This is a genomic window from Asanoa hainanensis, assembly GCF_900188485.1.
GTDB lineage: Bacteria > Actinomycetota > Actinomycetes > Mycobacteriales > Micromonosporaceae > Asanoa > Asanoa hainanensis.
Genome location: NZ_FZPH01000004.1, coordinates 302,375 through 321,038, shown reverse-complemented (window position 1 = coordinate 321,038; position 18,664 = coordinate 302,375). Strand labels below are relative to the sequence as shown.

14 protein-coding genes are annotated in these 18,664 nt (G+C 71.6%); 11 read left to right on the top strand and 3 right to left on the bottom strand.

Annotated features, from left to right (window positions below):
- The first annotated feature begins 285 nt into the window (after positions 1 to 285).
- The 8 genes from CHC05_RS12530 to CHC05_RS12495 all read left to right on the top strand — a co-directional run bounded on the left by CHC05_RS12530 (position 286) and on the right by CHC05_RS12495 (position 12,637).
- Positions 286 to 1,263, top strand: a complete 978-nt coding sequence (locus CHC05_RS12530; protein WP_245870804.1) for a diacylglycerol/lipid kinase family protein — start codon at positions 286 to 288, stop codon at positions 1,261 to 1,263.
- A 19-nt stretch (positions 1,264 to 1,282) separates the two neighbouring features.
- A complete protein-coding gene (locus CHC05_RS12525) occupies positions 1,283 to 2,284 on the top strand; it encodes a YihY/virulence factor BrkB family protein (protein ID WP_089248085.1) in 1,002 nt (333 codons plus the stop codon).
- Between the two features lie 10 nt (positions 2,285 to 2,294).
- Positions 2,295 to 3,794, top strand: coding sequence for a phosphatase PAP2 family protein (locus CHC05_RS12520; protein ID WP_089248083.1), 1,500 nt, complete (start codon positions 2,295 to 2,297; stop codon positions 3,792 to 3,794).
- Positions 3,730 to 4,536, top strand: coding sequence for an endonuclease/exonuclease/phosphatase family protein (locus CHC05_RS12515; RefSeq protein ID WP_089248081.1), 807 nt, complete (start codon positions 3,730 to 3,732; stop codon positions 4,534 to 4,536). Before CHC05_RS12520 ends, CHC05_RS12515 begins: the two co-directional genes overlap by 65 nt.
- A 736-nt stretch (positions 4,537 to 5,272) precedes the next feature.
- Positions 5,273 to 5,863 carry a GNAT family N-acetyltransferase gene (locus CHC05_RS12510; RefSeq protein WP_089248079.1) on the top strand — a complete coding sequence of 197 codons (591 nt, stop codon included), beginning with the start codon at positions 5,273 to 5,275 and terminating at the stop codon, positions 5,861 to 5,863.
- A gap of 627 nt (positions 5,864 to 6,490) precedes the next feature.
- Complete coding sequence (locus CHC05_RS12505) at positions 6,491 to 7,333, top strand: phosphotransferase (protein ID WP_179266152.1); 843 nt, start codon at positions 6,491 to 6,493, stop codon at positions 7,331 to 7,333.
- Between the two features lie 94 nt (positions 7,334 to 7,427).
- The gene (locus tag CHC05_RS12500) at positions 7,428 to 10,427 is read left to right on the top strand and encodes a glycoside hydrolase family 9 protein (RefSeq protein ID WP_245870803.1); all 3,000 of its coding nucleotides are present in this window, start codon (positions 7,428 to 7,430) and stop codon (positions 10,425 to 10,427) included.
- A complete protein-coding gene (locus CHC05_RS12495; RefSeq protein ID WP_089248632.1) occupies positions 10,424 to 12,637 on the top strand; it encodes a rhamnogalacturonan lyase family protein in 2,214 nt (737 codons plus the stop codon). Before CHC05_RS12500 ends, CHC05_RS12495 begins: the two co-directional genes overlap by 4 nt.
- Here CHC05_RS12495 and CHC05_RS12490 read toward each other — a convergent pair.
- On the bottom strand, positions 12,625 to 13,611 hold the full coding sequence (locus tag CHC05_RS12490) for an LLM class flavin-dependent oxidoreductase (protein WP_089248075.1): 987 nt from the start codon (positions 13,609 to 13,611) through the stop codon (positions 12,625 to 12,627). The two genes, CHC05_RS12495 and CHC05_RS12490, sit on opposite strands and share 13 nt — an antisense overlap.
- Positions 13,612 to 13,705: 94 nt before the next feature.
- On the opposite strand from CHC05_RS12490, the gene CHC05_RS12485 reads away from it, so the two are divergent.
- Positions 13,706 to 14,338 (top strand): 4'-phosphopantetheinyl transferase family protein, encoded by a 633-nt coding sequence (locus tag CHC05_RS12485; protein WP_089248073.1) that lies wholly within the window; start codon positions 13,706 to 13,708, stop codon positions 14,336 to 14,338.
- 106 nt (positions 14,339 to 14,444) lie between these two features.
- The gene (locus tag CHC05_RS12480) at positions 14,445 to 15,815 is read left to right on the top strand and encodes a cellulase family glycosylhydrolase (protein WP_089248071.1); all 1,371 of its coding nucleotides are present in this window, start codon (positions 14,445 to 14,447) and stop codon (positions 15,813 to 15,815) included.
- Between the two features lie 26 nt (positions 15,816 to 15,841).
- Here the strand turns inward: CHC05_RS12480 and CHC05_RS12475 are convergent, their stop codons facing one another.
- The gene (locus CHC05_RS12475; protein WP_089248069.1) at positions 15,842 to 16,699 is read right to left on the bottom strand and encodes an NAD(+)/NADH kinase; all 858 of its coding nucleotides are present in this window, start codon (positions 16,697 to 16,699) and stop codon (positions 15,842 to 15,844) included.
- A 76-nt stretch (positions 16,700 to 16,775) separates the two neighbouring features.
- A complete protein-coding gene (locus CHC05_RS12470; RefSeq protein WP_089248067.1) occupies positions 16,776 to 17,903 on the bottom strand; it encodes a LolA family protein in 1,128 nt (375 codons plus the stop codon).
- A gap of 96 nt (positions 17,904 to 17,999) precedes the next feature.
- Here CHC05_RS12470 and CHC05_RS12465 point away from each other — a divergent pair, with 96 nt between their 5' ends.
- Positions 18,000 to 18,656, top strand: a complete 657-nt coding sequence (locus CHC05_RS12465) for a response regulator transcription factor (RefSeq protein ID WP_089248630.1) — start codon at positions 18,000 to 18,002, stop codon at positions 18,654 to 18,656.
- The last annotated feature ends 8 nt before the right edge of the window (positions 18,657 to 18,664 follow it).

Sequence of the window (18,664 nt, the reverse complement as noted above, 5' to 3'; positions counted from 1 at the left end):
CATCCGTCCGGATCATGGCGATGCCACGCGAACCGAGCCCGCGCGGACCTGACCGGATCGTGCTTGATGTGGGCAAGGCCGTCGCATGGCGTGCCGCGTCTTCTGGTCATGACCGACTCGGCGCCCTAGCCGTGCGGTGCGTGGCCGCCGGTATGGCGATGGCCGGCAGCCGGGCCTGCGGGTGGCCCTGCCCCGCGCGGGCGTAACTCATGCCGGAAAGTGGGGATCGGCACCCGAAGGGAGTTCGGGTCGCCGAAACCGTTGCGGTCCTGCACACTTTGCTGCGTGGAGGTCCGTCGTTCCGGGGTGCGCTCGGCCGTTGTGGTCAATCCGGCCAAGCTGGACGATCCTGACGACCTGCGCTCCGCCTTGGACAAGGCCCTGGGTAAGGCGGGCTGGCCGGCTCCGGAGTGGTACGAGACGACCGTCGAGGATCCGGGGCGCGGGCAGAGTCGCGCGGCGGTCGAGGCCGGCGCTGAAGTGGTGTTCGCCTTCGGTGGCGACGGCACCATCATGGCCTGCGCCTCCGGCCTGGTCGGCACCGAAGCGGCGCTTGCCGTGCTGCCCAGCGGCACCGGCAACCTGCTCGCCGCCAACCTGGGCCTGTCCGGCGATCTGCCCGCCGGCATCGCGGTCGCGGTCGAAGGCGGTCGGCGGCGGCTCGACCTCGGGCTGGTCAAGGGGCGTGACGAGAAGCGCTACTTCACCGTCATGGCCGGCATGGGGTTCGACGCCCAGATGCTCGGGTCGACCTCCGAGTCGACCAAGGCGCGGATCGGCTGGCCCGCGTACATCTTCGGTGGTCTCAAGCACCTGCGTGACCGGCCGATGCGGATCTCCGTGCGCATCGACGACCGGCCGCCGATGCGGCGGCGCGCGCGGTCCGTGCTGATCGCCAACGTCGGTCGGCTGCAGGGCGGCGTGCGGCTGTTCAAGGAGGCCGAGCCCGACGACGGCTGGCTTGACATCGCGATCCTCACCCCGCGTACCGTCGGGCACTGGGCCGCACTGATCTGGGCCGTGGTGAGCCGGCGTGGGAAAGTGCCGCGGATGGAGACCTACCGGGGTCACCGGGTGCAGGTCACCAGCAACCGGCCGCAGCCTCGGCAGCTCGACGGCGACGTCATCCCGGCCGGCAAGACCTTGCGGGTCGAGGTGCAGCCGCGGGCCATCTGGCTCTGCGTGCCGCGTCCGGCCGGCGACGACGACCTCGCACACGACGCCGACGCGGTCGCCGCGCGCGCCAAATGGCTGGTCGGATGACGGGCGGGGGAGCGCGGGCATGAGTTCGACCCGGATCGTTCCGGAGACGCGGCTGATGTCCTCCGACCAGCTCACCGCCGACGACGCCTGGCACACGCTGCGCCGTCACGGTGGCTGGCATCTGCTGCGCGACGCGTTCGTGCGGCTGCGGTACGGCGACGGGTTCAGCCACGCCCGGGCCTTCGCGTTCCAGCTCTGCCTCGCCGTCGTTCCGTTCCTCATCGCGCTCACCGGTCTGACCACCGACCTCGGTGTCGAGGCCGGCGGTCGGGTCGTCGCCGACACCGTGATCGCGCTGACCCCGGGTGCCAGCGTCGACGTGGTTCGCCAGCTCCTGACCGACGACGAGCGCACCGAGGACGCCGGGGAGCTGGCCCTGGGGCTCGGGTTGATCACGGGGCTGGTCGCGCTGACCATGGCGATGTCGCAGGTGGAGCGCGGTGCCAACCGGATCTACGGCGTCGAGCGCGACCGGCCGGCATTGTTCAAGTACCTGCGCGCGGCCACGCTCGCCCTCGCCGCCGGTCTGCCGATGTTCCTCGGCTTCCTGCTGCTCGTCGCCGGGGGGCCGATCGGTGACTCGGTGCAGCGCGAGTACGGCTGGGGTGGCTGGGTGCACGACGTCTTCGACGTGGTCCGGTGGCCGATCTCCCTCGCGTTGACCGTGTTCGCGATCGCCGTGCTGTTCCGGCACGCGCCGCGTCGCCGGCAGCCGGCCCTCTCCTGGCTGTTGTTCGGCGCCGGCATCACGACCGTGCTCTGGATCGCCGCCAGCCTGCTGCTCGCCCTCTACGTCTCGCTGGCCGAGAGCTTCAACCAGACCTACGGCGCCCTGACCGGGATCATGGCGTTGCTCCTCTGGGCGAACCTGACCGGCGTGGCCTTCTTCTTCGGGCTCGCCTTCACCGCGCAGCTCGAAGGGTTGCGGGTCGGCGCGCCCGAACCCGCCGAGCCTGACCTCTGGAAGCCGATCGAGCAGCGCCGCTCGGCCGAGGGTGTGCCCGAGACGACTTCCGGGTAACGAAAGCCGCATGACGGTCGGCACAGACACCCGCGACACCGAAGCCCGAATACCGCGTCGCGCGCTCGAGCATTTCACCGCGCGCAGCCTCGTCGGCCTCGTCGCGGTCGTCGTCGCGGGCATCGCGTTCGGCGTGCTGCTCGCGCTGGTCCGGTTCCGGTTCGGGCCGCTCTACGACCTCGACCACGGGGTCGCCGATTCCGTCAACGGGTACGTGGCCGACCACGAAGGTCTCCTCGACGTCATCCGGTTTGTCACCGGCCTCGGCGGAGGGCTCAAGGTCTGGGTGGTCAGCCTCGCCGTCGCCGTGCTGCTGATCCGGCGCCGCGCCCGGCTCGCCGTGTTCGTGATCGTCTCCGGACTGGGTGCCCTCGCGCTTGAGCCGACGATCAAGCTGCTGGTCGGCCGGCTGCGGCCGGTGGTCGACGTGCCCGTCGCCCACGCGCCCGGCAACAGCTTCCCCAGCGGGCACTCGCTCGGCTCGTTCGTCGTCTACGGCTCCCTTCTGCTCGTCTTCCTGCCCGCGGTGCCGAAGAAATGGCGACCCCTGGCCATTACCGCGGTCGCGACCCTGGTCACCGTCATCGGCCTAAGCCGGATCGCCCTGGGCGTGCACTTCGTCTCCGACGTGCTGGCCGGCTGGCTGCTCGGCGCCGCGTGGCTCGGCATCACGTTGTACGCCTTCCGCCTCTGGCGCCGCGAGGAACACCGCCCCGAGCCCGCGCTTACCGAAGGCCTCGAGCCCGAAGCCGCGGAAGCCCTCGAGCCGGCGCCGGCCGAAAGCAAGGTGCTGCCGCACCCCTGGGTGGAGACGGCCGAGGTGCTGGTCGGCTGGGTGCTCGTACTCGGTGCGTTGTTCGGATTCGGCGTCTGGGCGAGCTACCACGCCGACGGCACCGTGCTGGCGACCCTCGACACGGCGGTGCCGCGCTGGTTCGCCGAGCACCGCACCGCGACCCTCGACGGCTGGAGCCACGCCGCGAGCAAGGCCGGTGACACCCACACGATCCTCGCCGTGTCGCTCGTCTTCTGCACGCTCGTCGTGGCACGCTGGCGACAATGGCGGCCGATCGTGTTCCTCGCGCTGGTGATGGTCGGCGAGCTGACCCTGTTCCTGGCGTCGGCCGCCGCCGTCGACCGTCCGCGCCCCGACGTGCCGCACCTCGACCAGAACCTGCCGACCGCCGCCTTCCCCAGCGGTCACATCGCCGCGACGTTGTGCCTGTGGACCACGATCGCGCTGATCGTGATGGCGCGCACCGACCGCTGGTGGCGCTGGCTCACGGTCGTCGCCGCCGTGGTGATGCCGCTCGTCGTCGCTACCTCCCGGTTCTATCGGGGCATGCACCATCCCAGCGACCTGCTGGGCGCCATGTTGCTGACCGCGCTCTGGATCGGCCTCCTCTATCTGGTCGTGCGCCCCAACGCCGAGGCGGTGGTCGCGGATGCGGGTGATGACCTACAACATCAAAACAGGGGGGTACGACAGTTCGCGCGGGACTCGGCTTGAGCCCATCGCGGAGGTGATCGGCTCGGCCCTGCCGGACGTGGTCGCCCTGCAGGAGCTGCGCGGCGACTCCGGGCCCTGGCTCGCCGAGCGCCTGGGAATGCGGATGATCCGCGCCCGCTCGTCCTGGGGTCAGCCGGTCGCGGTGCTGGTCGGTCCGGAGTGGACAGTTCTGTCCGCCGGCAGCGTCGCCCGACCGTTCCACCACGCCGCGGCCCGGGTGGAGATCGCCACCCTCGGCGGCCCGCTCACCGTTATCTGCGCGCACCTGCACCCGCACTGGGGCTGGCGGCGTATGCACGAGGCGCGCTGGTTGGTGACAGCCGTCGGTCGTAACCGGCATGCCCTGGTCCTAGGCGACCTCAACACCCTCGACCCGTGGACCGACCACCAGGAGCGGCTCGCGGCACTCCCGGCGCCGTACCGCGTCCGCCACCTCCGTTGGCGCCCGCCCGGCCGTGAACGCAGCGATCGTGACGTCGCCACCGTCGCCCGCGTCGACACCAGGGCGATCGCGGCCCTCGACGCCGCCGGCCTGGTGGACGTCTTCCGCGCGGTCGGCGACGGCCCCGCCGAGACCGCACCGACCGCCCTGGGCGGGGCGGAGTTCTCCGGCATGCGTCTGGACTACCTGTTCGCCACCCCGGCCCTGGCCGACCGCCTCCGCTCCTGCCACGTCGTGCGGACCCCGACCGCGGACCGGGCGAGCGACCACTACCCGGTGATCGCTGAGATCGACATCTGACCTGACGCCGGAGACGGTCACGCTGATTGCCGAGGGGGGAGCGAGCGCTTACCAACCCCGCGGTTGGTGAGCGCCCACTAACCCTGTAGGTGCTGAACGCTTACTCGCTCCGCGGGTGGTGGGCGCCCACTAACCCTGTAGGTGGTGAGCGCTTACTCGCTCCGCGGGTGGTGGGCGCCCACTAACCCTGTAGGTGGTGAGCGCTTACTCGCTCTGCGGGTGGTGGGCGCCTACTAAGCCTGTGGGTGCTGAGCGCTTACTCGCTTGCGGGTGGTGGGCGCCGCTAACCCAGCGGGTGGTGGGAGCCCCGCTAACCCAGCGGGTGGTGGGCGCCCGCTAACCCCGTGGGTGGTGGGCGCCCACTAACCCGCAGGTGGTGGGCGGCCGCTAACCCCGCGGAGGTGGGCGCCCGCTTACCCCGCGGGTGGTGAGACCCGGTCGAGGCCACCCGCGACCTCGTGGTGCTGCACGCCACCGACGCGGCGCCCACTAACCCCGCGGGTAGTGAGCGCCCATTACGCCGCGGGGTAGTGAGCGCCCACTAACGCCGCGGGTGGTGAGCGCTCACTCACCCCGGGGGAAGTGAGCGCTAGCGGTGAACTGCGGCATGGGCGTTCGGGCCCGACCGTTATAAGCACCGCGGTCGGGCCGCGTCACCATTGTCCTAGGATGCTTTAGAGGAAGTGGCAAGGTCGCTGCGGGCGGCAAGCTTGATCGATGTAGCTAGTCTGCGTCCATGGCAGACCATTGGCCTCCGGCTCCGATCAGGACCGAGCGGCTTGTGCTTCGTGAGTCCGAAGCCCGCGACCGTCCCGCGTTCATCGAGTTGCTCGGCTCGCCGGAAGTGGGCGCCTATGTCGGCGGCGCGCGGCCGCCGGACGAGTTGGAGCGAACGCCCGAGGTGCCCGGCCGCCGGGTGGGGGTGTTCGTCGTCGAGCTCGACGGAGCGATGATCGGCACAGTCATGCTCGAGCGCCGCAACCTGGGGCCGAAGGACCGGGTCCGTCCGGAGCGGGGAGAGGTCGATCTCGGCTACCTGTTCCTGCCCAAGGCATGGGGGTACGGATACGCGGCCGAGGCCTGTGCTGCGGCCCTCGACTGGTTCGCCGGCGCGTGCCCGGGCGAGCCGATCGTGCTCGTGACCCAGAGTGCGAACGACCGCTCGATGCGCCTCGCGGAGAAGCTCGGCTTCGTCGAGGAGACGCGCTTCGAAGCGTTCGGCGCCGAGCAGTGGTTCGGCGTGTGGTTCCCCGGCCACGCCGCCCAAGCCGAACGCTTAGCGGACCGCCACCCAGGCGCCAACCATAGGGGCACCGCGGAGGGCTGACCTACGCCCCGGGCCGCCGTCCGGGCGCTGTCGCGGGTTCGCGCGTCGGCGAGTTCGCCGCGGCCCGGTGGGAGCTTGCGGGGCGGGCCTCCGTGTGGCCGCACTGCCGGCCGCGAGGGTCCAGCCCGGGCCGCTGTCCCGGGGTGTCGCGGGTCGCCTTTCATGCGTCGGCGAGTTCGTCGCGGCGCGGTGAGAGTTTGCGGGGCGGGGCCTCCGTGTGGCCGCACTGCCAGCCGCGAGGGTCCAGCCCGGGCCACTGTGCGAGCGGTGTTGAGGGTGGCGTTTCGTGCGTTGGCGAGTTCGTCGCGGCGCGGTGAGAGCCTGCGGGGTCGAGCCGTTCCGCTGGTCGCGGGGTCCAGCCCGGGCCGCTGTGCGAGCGGTGTTGAGGGTGGCGTTTCGTGCGTTGGCGAGTTCGTCGGGGCGCGGTGAGAGTTTGCGGGGTCGAGCCTCCGTGTGGCCGTTCCGGTGGTCGCGGGGTGGAGCCGCTGGCGGAGCGGTGTTGAGGGTGGCGCTTCCCACGACGGCGAGTTCGTCGCGGCGCGGTGAGAGCTTGCGGGGCCCCGCCTCCGGTTGGTGCGGTCCAGGCCCGGATCGCCACCCAAGTCCCGCCCGCGCGACGATCTGGTGGTGGACGGCGAGGCGGTGGCGCGGCGGTTCGGGTTGGGGCGGCCGGTAGCGCCGGCCGTGCGGGTCGAGGGTGGGTTGTCCAACGAGCTGTGGCGGCTGACCACCGCTGACCGGATCTTCGCGGTCAAGCGGATGGTGATCAACGCCGACCGGCCCGACTTCGTCGACAACGTCGAGGCGGCCTACGCCGTCGAGCGACGGGCCTGGGCGGCCGGCGTGCCGATGCCGGAGCCGATCCCCGTGCCGGACACAGGACGCGCGCTCGCAGAGGTCGGCCAGAGCCTCTACCGCGTGCACCGCTGGGTCGACGGCGAACCCGGACGGGCCACCGCGAACGAGGCCGCCACCCTGCTGGCCGACATCCACGCGGTCGGCGAGAGGCGACCAGGGACAGCCGAGCCCGGTTGGACGGCGGACCGCTACGGCGCCGATCTGGTGGAGCTCACCCGGCGGGTCGAGTCCGGACCGACGCTGATCGTCGACAGTCACTGCGACCTGGACCGGAAGAACACCCTGCGCAGCGCGGACGGCACGCTGTTCGCCCTCGATTGGGACGCCGCCGGGCCGACCGGTGCGGTGCAGGAGGCCGCCGGGCTCGCGCTCGATTGGGCAGGCGGCGACAAGGCGGTCTTCGCCGGCGCGTTGCGCGCCTACAGCGTGCGAAGCGGTCTCACCATCCCCAACGAGCCCTGGATCTTCGCCGGTTGGGTGGCCGCGCAGGGCGGCTGGCTGGACTATCACGCGACCAGACCAGAACCGGAGTCACGCGACCAGGTGCGACGAACCCTCGCCCAGCTTCGCGCCCTGGCGGCCAGCCTCGACGACCTCCTGGGCGCGCGCTAAACCCGGACCGCGACATTGACAGTGCTGAAACCCGATGGCAACATGGGAGCGCTTCCAAGGATGACTGTCTATCTCTTACGGGAAGGGACGGCTCGTGAAGACTGCCGCCGCCGCCGTCATCGTGCTCTTCGCCGCCGGGCTCGTCGGCATCGCCGCGCCCGCGGCTGCCGCTCCCGTGGAGCACATCGCCAACGGCACGTTCGACGCCGGCACCGCGCCCTGGTGGTCGACTGGCAACACCACCCTGGCGGTACGCGACGGCCGGCTCTGTGTCGACGTGCCCGGCGGGACCGCCAACCCCTGGGACGTCGCCATCGGCCACAACGGCATCCCGCTGACCGACGGTGCCGCGTACGCGCTCGCGTTCACCGCCGACGCCACCATCGAAACCACCGTCACGGCCAACGTCCAGCTCAACGCCGCGCCGTACACCACCGTCCTGTCGACCCAGGTGAGACCCGACAACACAGCCCAGACGCACGAATTCACCAGCGGGCTCACCGCCGCCGACGGCACGTTCACGTTTCAGCTCGGCGGCAAGGCCGACCCGTACACCTTCTGCCTCGACGACGTCAGCCTGACCAGCGACGGCGACCTGGACCCCGAGCAGATCGAGAACGGCGACTTCGCCGACGGCACCGCGGGCTGGTACTCCTACGGCACCACCAGCACCACCGTCGAGAATGGACAGCTGTGCTCGATCGTGCCCGGTGGGCTGGCCAACCCCTGGGACGGCGGCGTGGGCCAGAACGACGTCCGCCTCACCGCCGGCGCCGCATACACCCTGAGCTTCCAAGCGGCAGCCGATCCGGGCGCGACCGTACGCGTGGCCGTCCAGCTCGGCGCCGAGCCGTACACCGGCTATTTCAGCCGTGACCTGGAAATGACGGCCATCCAAGAGAACTACGAGTTCACCTTCACCGCCCCCGACGACACCCCGGCCGGGCAGGTCGCGTTCCAGGTCGGCGGCAACGCGGCCGGCTACGAGCTCTGCCTCGACAACGTCTCGCTGCGCGGCGGTGAGCCCGAGCCGCCCTACGTGCCCGACACCGGGCCGCGCGTGCGGGTCAACCAGGTCGGCTACCTCCCCGACGGCCCGAAGCGCGCCACCCTCGTGACCGACGCGACCGCACCGCTGCCCTGGCAGCTCAAGAACAGCGCGGGCGCGACCGTGCGCAGCGGCAGCACGACGCCGAAAGGCGTGGACCCGGCATCCGGCCAGAACACCCACACCATCGACTTCACCGGGTACGCCGCGGAGGCGAGCAACCTCACCCTGACCGCCGACGGCGAGACCAGCCACCCCTTCGACGTCACGAAAACCCTCTACGCCCAGCTGCGGAAGGACTCGCTGCAGTTCTTCTACATCCAGCGCAGCGGCATCGCGATCGACGGCGACCTGGTCGGCGACCAGTACGCCCGACCGGCCGGCCACCTCGGCGTCGCGCCCAACCAGGGCGACACCGACGTGCCCTGCCAGCCCGGCGTCTGCGCATACCGGATGGACGCCCGCGGCGGCTGGTACGACGCCGGCGACCACGGCAAGTACGTCGTCAACGGCGGCATCGCCACCGCCCAGCTGCTGAGCACGTACGAGCGCACGAAGACCGCGCCCACGGCCGGCTTCGGCGCCGCCCTGGCCGACGGCACGCTGCGGGTGCCCGAGCGCGGCAACCAGGTCCCGGACGTCCTCGACGAGGCGCGCTGGGAGCTCGAATGGCTGATGCGCATGCAGGTGCCGGCCGGCCAACCCCTCGCGGGCATGGCCCACCACAAGCTGCACGACCAGAACTGGACCGGTCTGCCGCTCGCGCCGGAGGCCGACCCGCAGCCGCGCGAGCTGCACCCGCCGTCGACCGCCGCGACGCTCAATCTGGCCGCGGCAGCGGCGCAGGGTGCCCGGCTCTGGGCGCCATACGACCCGGCCTTCGCGGGCCGCGCGCTCACCGCGGCGAAGGCCGCGTACGCCGCGGCCAAGGCCCACCCCGCCGTCTACGCCAGTGCGAACGACGGCAACGGCGGCGGCGCCTACAGCGACAACGACGTCACCGACGAGTTCTACTGGGCGGCGGCCGAGCTCTTCCTGACCACCGGCGCAACCGCCTATCAGAACGACCTGACGGCAAGCCCCCACCACACCGGCGACATCTTCACCGCGACCGGCTTCGGCTGGGGCAGCACCGCGGCGCTGGGCCGGCTCGACCTGGCGACGGTGCCGAACGCACTGCCGGACCGGGCCCGGGTACGCGAGTCGGTGAGACAAGCCGCCGACACCTACCTCGCCACAGCCGCCGGCCAGGCCTACGGGCTGCCCATGCCCGGCGAACCCGGCGCCTATTTCTGGGGCGGCAACAGCAACATCCTCAACAACGCCGTGGTGCTGGCGACCGCGTACGACCTGACCGGTCAGGCCAAGTACCGCAGCGGCGCGGTCGAGGCGATGGACTACATCCTCGGCCGCAACGCGCTCAACCAGTCCTATGTGACCGGTTGGGGCGAGCACGCCTCCGAGAACCAGCACAGCCGGATCTTCGCCAACCAGCTCGACGCGACGCTGCCGCACCCGCCGGCCGGCTCGATCGCCGGCGGTGCCAACGCCAGCCTCGACGACCCGTTCGCCAAGCAGCTCCTGGACGGTTGCGCGCCGATGTTCTGCTACGTCGACGACATCAACTCGTACGCCACCAACGAAGTGGCCGTTAACTGGAACTCGGCTCTGGCCTGGGTGGCGTCGTTCCTCGCGGACCAGAGCACGCAGCCGACCGTCACCTGCACCGTGGTCTACACCAACTACGGCACCTGGCAGGGCGGCCAAGGCTTCACCGGCCAGCTCGACATCAGGAACACCGGCACCGCGTCGGTCAACGGCTGGACCGCCCGGTTCGCGTTCACCGGCGACCAGAAGCTCCGGGAGGCCTGGATGGCCCAGGCGAGCCAGGCCGGCGCCGTGCTGACCGCCCGCAACGAGTCCTACAACGCCCGCATCCAACCGGGAGCCACCGTCATGTTCGGCTTCAACGCCACCCAGTCGTCCTCCTACGCCAATCCCGCGCCGAGCCTGGTGACCGTCAACGGAAGCCGGTGCTCGTCATGAGGAGGACAGCGGTCGTGACGGCGACCGCACTTCTCGGCGCGAGCCTCGCCGTCGCGGTGGGCACAGCCGCCGCGGCGGCGGGGTGCCGGGTCGACTACACGGTGCCGAACCAGTGGCAGGGCGGCTTCGGCGCGAACGTGGCCATCACCAACCTCGGCGACCCGATCACCGGGTGGACCCTGACCTGGAGCTACTCAGCGGGCCAGACCGTCACCCAGGCGTGGAACGCGACCGTGACCCAGTCCGGCGCCGCCGTGACGGCCCGCGACGCGGGCTACAACGCGAGCCTGCCGACCAACGGCAGCACGGCGTTCGGCTTCAACGGCGCGTGGAGCGGCAGCAACCCGGCACCGACCACGTTCACCCTGAACGGCACGGCCTGCACGGGCGCGACAAGCCCGAGCCCGGCGCCGACCACGCCGCCACCCAGCACTCCGCCGCCCACGCAGAATCCGCCACCACAAGGGGCCAAGCAGGTCGAGGACCTCGACCGCGGCGCCATCAGCGTGCGATCGGGCAGCAACAACCTGGTCTCCTGGCGCCTGCTCGGCACCGAGGCGACCAACACCGGCTTCCACGTCTACCGCGGCACCACGAGGCTGACCTCGACGCCGATCACGGCCACCACCAACTACCTCGACGCGGGCGCCGCCGCCGACGCGACCTACACGATCCGCGCGGTCGTCAACGGCGTCGAGCAGGCGGCGAGCCCGGCCGCGTTGCGGTTCGCCAACGGCTACCTCGACGTGCCGATCCAGCGCCCGGCCGGCGGCAGCACCCCGACCGGTGAGGCCTACACCTACAGCGCCAACGACGCGAGCGTCGGCGACCTGGACGGCGACGGCGACTTCGAGATCGTGCTCAAGTGGGACCCGTCCAACGCCAAGGACAACTCGCAGTCCGGCTACACCGGGCCGGTGTTCGTCGACGCGTACCGCCTCGACGGGACCAGGTTGTGGCGGATCGACCTCGGCCGCAACATCCGCGCGGGCGCGCACTACACCCAGTTCCAGGTGTACGACTACGACGGCGACGGTGCCGCCGAGGTGGCCATGAAGACCGCCGACGGCAGCCGCTCCGGCACGGGCCAGGTGATCGGCGACGCCAACGCCGACTACCGCAACAGCAGTGGCTACGTGCTCTCAGGTCCCGAGTTCCTCACGATGTTCGACGGACGCACCGGAGCGACCAGGTCCACCGTGGACTACGTGCCGGCCCGCGGCACCGTGTCCAGCTGGGGCGACAGCTACGGCAACCGGGTCGACCGGTTCCTCGCCGGCACCGCCTATCTCGACGGGACCAGGCCGTCGCTGGTGGTCTCCCGCGGCTACTACACCCGCACGGTCATCGTCGCGTACGACTTCCGCAGCGGCAGCCTCCAGCGGCGCTGGACGTTCGACTCCAACAGCGCGGGATCCGCGTACGCGGGCCAGGGCAACCACAGCCTCACGATCGGTGACGTGGACGCGGACGGCCGCGACGAGATCGTGTTCGGCGCGATGACCATCGACGACAACGGCGCTCCACTGTGGAACACTAGGAACAACCACGGCGACGCGGCCCACCTCGGCGACCTCGACCCGGGAAGGCCCGGGCTCGAGTACTTCAAGGTCTCCGAGGACAGCAGCAAGCCCGCGTCCTGGTTCGCCGACGCCCGCACCGGCCAGGTGCTCTGGTCGACCGCGCCGGCCGGCGACAACGGGCGCGGCGTGGCCGCCGACGTCTACGCCGGCAGCCCCGGCGCCGAGTCCTGGTCGTCGGCCGTCGACGGGCTCCGCTCGACCAGCGGCGCCAACATCGGCCGCAAGCCGTCGTCAGCCAACTTCGTCATCTGGTGGGACGGCGACCCGGTGCGGGAGCTGCTCGACCAGACCCGGATCGACAAGTACGGCACCGGCGGCGACACCCGGCTGCTCACCGGCTCGGGCGTGGCCAGCAACAACGGCACCAAGGCCACCCCGGCCCTGGCCGGCGACATCCTCGGCGACTGGCGCGAGGAGGTGATCTGGCGCACCACCGAGAGCGCGGCGCTGCGGATCTACGCGACGCCGACCGCGACCGACCGCCGGATCCACACCCTGGCCCACGACCCGCAGTACCGGGTCGCGCTGGCGTGGCAGAACACCGCCTACAACCAGCCGCCCCATCCCAGCTTCTTCATCGGCAACGGGATGGGGCAGCCGGCCCGGCCCAACGTCTACGTGAGCTGAGACACGAGCTCGAAGGAGCGGATCCGGTCCTCGACGTCGTACACCATGGTGGTGAGCATCAGCTCGTTCGCCTTGGTCGACTCGAGCAGTGCGCCCAGCTGCGCCTCGACGGTCGCCGGCGAGCCGATCGCCTGCCCGACCAGGCGGTCGTTCATGAAGATCTGCTCCACCTCGGTGTACGAGACGGCGGCGGCCTCCTCCGGCGTCGCGAGGGGCTGTGGGCGGCCCTGGCGCATCCGCAGGAACGACAGCCCCGCCGGCCCCATCAGGTAGCGTGCCCGCTCGTCGGTGTCCGCGACCACCGTGGAGACCGCGACCATCGCGTACGGCTCGTCCAGCCAGCGCGACGGCGTGAACCGGTCCCGGTAGAGGGCCAGCGCCGGCAGCGTGTTCTGGGCGCTGAAGTGGTGCGCGAAGGCGAACGGCAGCCCGAGCAGCCCGGCGAGCTGCGCGCTGTAGCCGCTGGAGCCGAGCAGCCACACGTCCGGGGTCAGGCCGGCGCCCGGCGAGGCGACGATCGCGCCCGGGTCGTCCTCCGTGAAGAAGTTGATCAGATCGGCCAGCTCCTGCGGGAACTGCTCCGCGGAGAGCCCCTCGACCGTGCGGCGCAGCGCCAGCGCGGTCGCCTGGTCCGTGCCGGGCGCCCGGCCGATGCCGAGGTCAATCCGGCCCGGGTGCAGCGCGGCCAGCGTGCCGAACTGCTCGGCCACCACCAGCGGGGCGTGGTTCGGCAGCATCACGCCGCCGGAGCCGACCCGGATCGTCGAGGTGTTGGCCGCCAGGTGGGCCAGCAGCACGGCGGGCGCGGAGGAGGCGATGGCCGGCATGTTGTGGTGCTCGGCCACCCAGAACCGGCGGAAGCCGAGCTCCTCGGTGCGCCGGGCGAGGGCGGTCGTATGGGCGAGCGCCTCACCGGGCGAGCCGTTGGCGGCGACGGGGGCGACATCGAGCACGGAGAGCGGAACGTCGATCACGAACCAATGACAACGCCGCCACGCCGAAATAGCTTCCCGTTGCAGCCATCGGAATGACCGGAGGAACGCGGGCGATCCCGATATCCTCGCCAGCGTGCTCGCCGACCTGCTGCCGCCCGGTGCGGTGGCCGTGGAGCGCCGCGACGACAACGACCCGGCGCCGCTGTTCCCGGTGGAGGAGGCGGCCGTGGCCGGGGCGGTGGCCAAGCGCCGGCTGGAGTTCGCCACGACGCGGCTGTGCGCCCGGGACGCCCTCGCGCTGTTGGGCGTGCCGGCGGTGCCGTTGCCGCGTGGGCCGAACGGCGGGCCGGTCTGGCCGCCCGGCATCGTGGGCAGCCTGACGCACTGCGCCGGCTACCGGGCCGCCGCCGTGGCCCGCGTCACGGACGTAGCAGGGCTCGGCATCGACGCGGAGCCCGACGAGCCGCTGCCCGCCGGGGTGCTGGACCTGGTCGCGGACCCGGCCGAGCGGGCCGCGCTGCCCACTGGCGGACCGCACTGGGACCGCCTGCTGTTCTGCGCCAAGGAGGCGCTCTACAAGGCCTGGTCCCCGCTGACCGGGCGCTGGCTCGGCTTCGAGGAGGCCCGGGTGGCGTTCGCGGCGGACGGCACGTTCAGCGCCCGCGTGCTGGTCGACGGCGCGGGGGAGCGCACCAGGTTCGAGGGTCGTTGGAAAGCGGCGCCAGGGCTGCTGATCGCATCGGTGACCGTCAACTTAACCGGTTGACCTGTCCGGGTCGGCGGCCCTACTGTGAGTCGACGCCCCAGGGAGCCGGGCGGCAGCTGTCGGGCCAGCTGCCAGCCCTTGTCACGTCTCCCCTGAGAAGGCATGAATGCGACCAAGACTCCTGGCCGTCGTCACGGCCCTGTCCGCGGCCGCCCTCGCGGCCATGTTCGTCCTCACCGTCGGCTCGCCGGCCCGCGCCGCGACCGGCTTCACCGTCACCAACGGGCGCCTCTACGACGCCAACGGCACCGAGTTCGTGATGCGCGGCGTCAGCCACGCCCACACCTGGTACCAGAGCCAGACCCGGGCGTTCGCCGACATCAAGGCGACCGGCGCCAACACCGTGCGGGTCGTGCTCAGCGGCGGCCGTTGGCCCGCCAACAGCGCCTCCGACGTGTCCAACGTGGTCAGCTTGTGCCGGCAGAACCGCCTGATCTGCGTGCTGGAGAACCACGACACGACGGGGTACGGCGAGCAGAGCGGCTCCGTGCCGCTGTCCACGGCCGTCGACTACTGGATCAGCCTGCGCGACGTGCTGGCCGGCCAGGAGCGCTATGTGATCATCAACATCGGCAACGAGCCGGTCGGCAACAACGCGGTCAGTCCTACCTGGACCCAGGCGACCACCACGGCGATCCAGCGGATGCGCACCGCCGGTTTCGACCACACGCTGATGGTGGACGCGCCCAACTGGGGCCAGGACTGGCGCTTCGAGATGCGCGACAACGCGGCCAGCGTGTTCGCCGCGGATCCCGACCGCAACACCGTGTTCAGCATCCACATGTACGGCGTGTTCGACACGGCGGCCGAGATCACCGACTACCTGGGCCGGTTCCGCACGGCCGGGCTGCCGATCGTGGTCGGCGAGTTCGGCTTCAACCACTCCGACGGCAACCCCGACGAGGACACGATCATGTCCTACACGCAGGCCAACCGGATCGGCTACATCGGCTGGTCGTGGAGCGGCAACGGCGGCGGCGTCGAATACCTGGACATGGTGACCGGCTTCGACCCAACTAGGCCGACGAGCTGGGGCCAGCGGATCATCGACGGCGCCAACGGGATCCGGTCGACCTCGCGCGAGGCGACCGTGTTCGGCGGCGGCGGTCCGACCGGGACGCCGACGTCCACGCCCACCTCGACCCCGACCACCCAACCGACCACGCCACCGCCGGCCCGCGGCTGCTCGGCCGCGTACCGGGTGATCGGCTCATGGCCGGGTGGGTTCCAGGGTGAGGTCACGGTCACGGCGGGCAGCGCCGCGATCAGCGCGTGGACGGTCGGCTGGACCTGGGCCAACGGCCAGCGGGTCACCCAGTCCTGGAACACCACGCTGACCACCTCGGGCAGCGCGGTGAGCGCGCGCAACGTGTCCTACAACGGCAACCTCGGAGCCGGCGCGAGCGCGACGTTCGGCTTCCTGGCGTCGTGGACCGGCAGCAACACGGCCCCGACAGCCACCTGCACCGCCAGTTGAGACAGGCCGGTGGCGCCGGGGTCGGGTCAGTCGACCTCGGCGCTGCCGGTGACGCGGAGCTTGCGGCGGGCGCGTTCCGAGAACGTGGTGTGGCCCAGGCGGATCACCCGGGCGGCGCCGGGCACCGCGTTGACGTCGAGGCGGTCGCCGGGGCCCACGTAGGTGGCCACGCCGCCGTCCACCTCGACCGCCAGCCGGCCGCTGCGCTCCAGCACGTCGAGGCTCAGGGTCTCGTCGACCGAGAGCATCAGGGCCCGGTTGTACGAGGAGTGCGGGGACGAGGGCACGACCAGCACGCCCTCCAGGTTCGGGGAGACGATCGGGCCGCCGGCCGAGAACGCGTACGCCGTCGAGCCGGTCGGGGTCGCCACGATCACCGCGTCGGCCGCGTACCGGACGAACGGGACGCCGAGGATGCCCACGCCGACGGCGGCCGATCCGTCGCCGGGCACGCGTACCAGGGCGATGTCGTTGAAAGCCGTGACTTCCCGGCCGTCCGGCAGCGTTGTGCGGACGGCGAGCCGCTGCTCCAGCGTGAATTTCTTGTTGTCGATCGCGGAGAGCGCCCACGGCAGGTCTTCGACGTCGATCTCGGCCAGGTAGCCCAGTTTGCCGAGGTTGACCCCGAGCACGGCGGTCTTGGTGCCGGCGGCCAGCCGCATGCTGCGCAGCATGGTGCCGTCGCCGCCGAGGCTGACCAGGATGGTCGACTTGCTGGCCAGCGTCTCCGGGTCGACGGGGATCGCGTTGCAGTCGATGCGCGCGATGTCGTCGGCGAGCCCCAGCACCGAGGTGCCGTGGTTGCCCGCCCACTTGAGGATGGTCTCCAGGGCGGGGGCGGAGTCGCGTTTCGGATGCAGCACGATCCCGACGGTATGCACCATTCCCACAGCGCAACTGTAGTGCCGCGAGCGGCGGAGCGCCCGGCCAGCGGTGGCCGGGCGCTCCAACTGATCTTGGTCAGCGGTGGGTGGCGGCCACCTCGTAGAGCCGCTCGGGGCTGACCGCGCCGAAGAACACCCGGCCGTCGTCGGTCAGGAGCCCGGTCGCCAGGTGGCTGGTGAACAGCCGCCCGCTGCCCCAGGCGCCGTTGACCTTGGGAAGCTGGCCGAGCAGACCGGCGATCCCGGGCTCGTCGCCGCCGCCCTGGTCGAGCTTGGCCATCACCACGGTGGTCCAGCCGGTGCCGATGATCGTCGGCCCGTCGCCCTTCTTCGCGGGCTGCTGCCGCTCCTTGGCGATCTTGTCTTGCAGCGCCTTGCCGTCCTTGCTGCCCTCGGCGGCCTTGACCGCGTCGTCGAACTCGGTGACCTTGGTGCCGGCCGGCGGGTTGAAGACGAACTGGGCGTCGTCGGGCCGGTTGAAGTCGACCATCGTGAAGGCGACCTCGAACGCGGCCTTGTCGGACGCGGCCGGGTAGACGCGGAACCGCAGCGGCACGTGCTCGGTCGCGTCGATCGCGATGGACACCTGGCCGACCAGCGACGCGTGGTCCTTCGGGGTCAGGTTCAGCTCGTACGCGTCGCGCCCGGCGATCTTCGTGGAGCGCCCGACGCTGACCTGGGTGCTCGGCTCGATCGCCTTCAGCGCGAGGTCGGCCGCCTCCTGGGGAGAGGTCGGCAGCCCGGCCGGCGGCGCCCCGTGGTCGCCGTCGCCGTCCTTGATCTTTCCGTGGGTGGCGGTCTTCGACCGGCTGCTCCACAGCCAGGTGTCGGAGCCGTTGCGGATCACGTCGGTCTGGGCGTCGCCGCCGAGCAGCGAGACGCGGGCCTTGTCGGGGCCGGCGTACCAGACCCGCAGGGTGTGCTGGCCGTCGACGAGCGAGGCGAAGTTGGCGTCGCCGAGCATGCCGGCGAGGCTGGCGATCGGCGGCAGGCCGAGGTCGGCCCGCTGCACGACGGTGCCGGACAGGCCGTCCAGGCGAGCGGTCTGCAGGTCGACGAGGAGCTGGGCGGCGGATCGGTCGGGGAGGGTCGGGTCGGCGGCGCCGGCGACGGTGGCCACCGCGGCACCACCACCGATGACGGCGGCGGCGGCGGTGGCCGGAACCAGCCAGCGCAGCACCGGACGCTTGCTCAGGACAGACATGGTCGGATACCTCCTGCGGACCATGATGCCGGGCGCCGGCTGTGACGCGGCTGAGAGAGCTGTCAACCGATGGCTCCGGGATGGCACGCTTTGCTGGTGCGGTTGCTGGTGGTCGAAGACGAGGCGCGACTCGCGTCGGCGCTGCAGCGTGGGCTGCAGGCCGAGGGCTTCGCGGTCGACGTGGCCGGCGACGGGCCCAGCGGGCTGGAGCTGGCCCGGCACGGCGAGTACGACGCCATGATCCTCGACGTGATGCTGCCCGGCCTGTCCGGTTACCGGGTGGTCCGCGCGCTGCGGGCCGAGGACCGCTGGCTGCCGGTGCTGATGCTCTCGGCCAAGGACGGCGAGTACGACCAGGCCGACGGGCTCGACTGCGGCGCCGACGACTACCTGACCAAGCCCTTCTCGTACGTCGTGCTGCTCGCCCGCCTGCGCGCCCTGCTGCGTCGCGGCGCGCCCGCCCGGCCGGCCGTGCTGGAGGTCGGCGACCTCAGCCTCGACCCGGCGCAGCGCGCGGTGACCCGCGGCGGCGCGGCGGTCGGACTGACCGCGCGCGAGTTCGCGCTGCTCGAATACCTGATGCGCCGGCCCGGCGAGGTCGTCTCGAAGACCGAGCTGCTCGACCACGTCTGGGACGCCAGCCTCGACACCGCGCCGAACGCGGTCGAGGTCTACGTCGGCTACCTGCGCCGCAAGATCGGCCGGGAGCGGCTGGAGACGGTCCGCGGCGCCGGCTACCGGCTGGCGCCGTGAAACCGGCG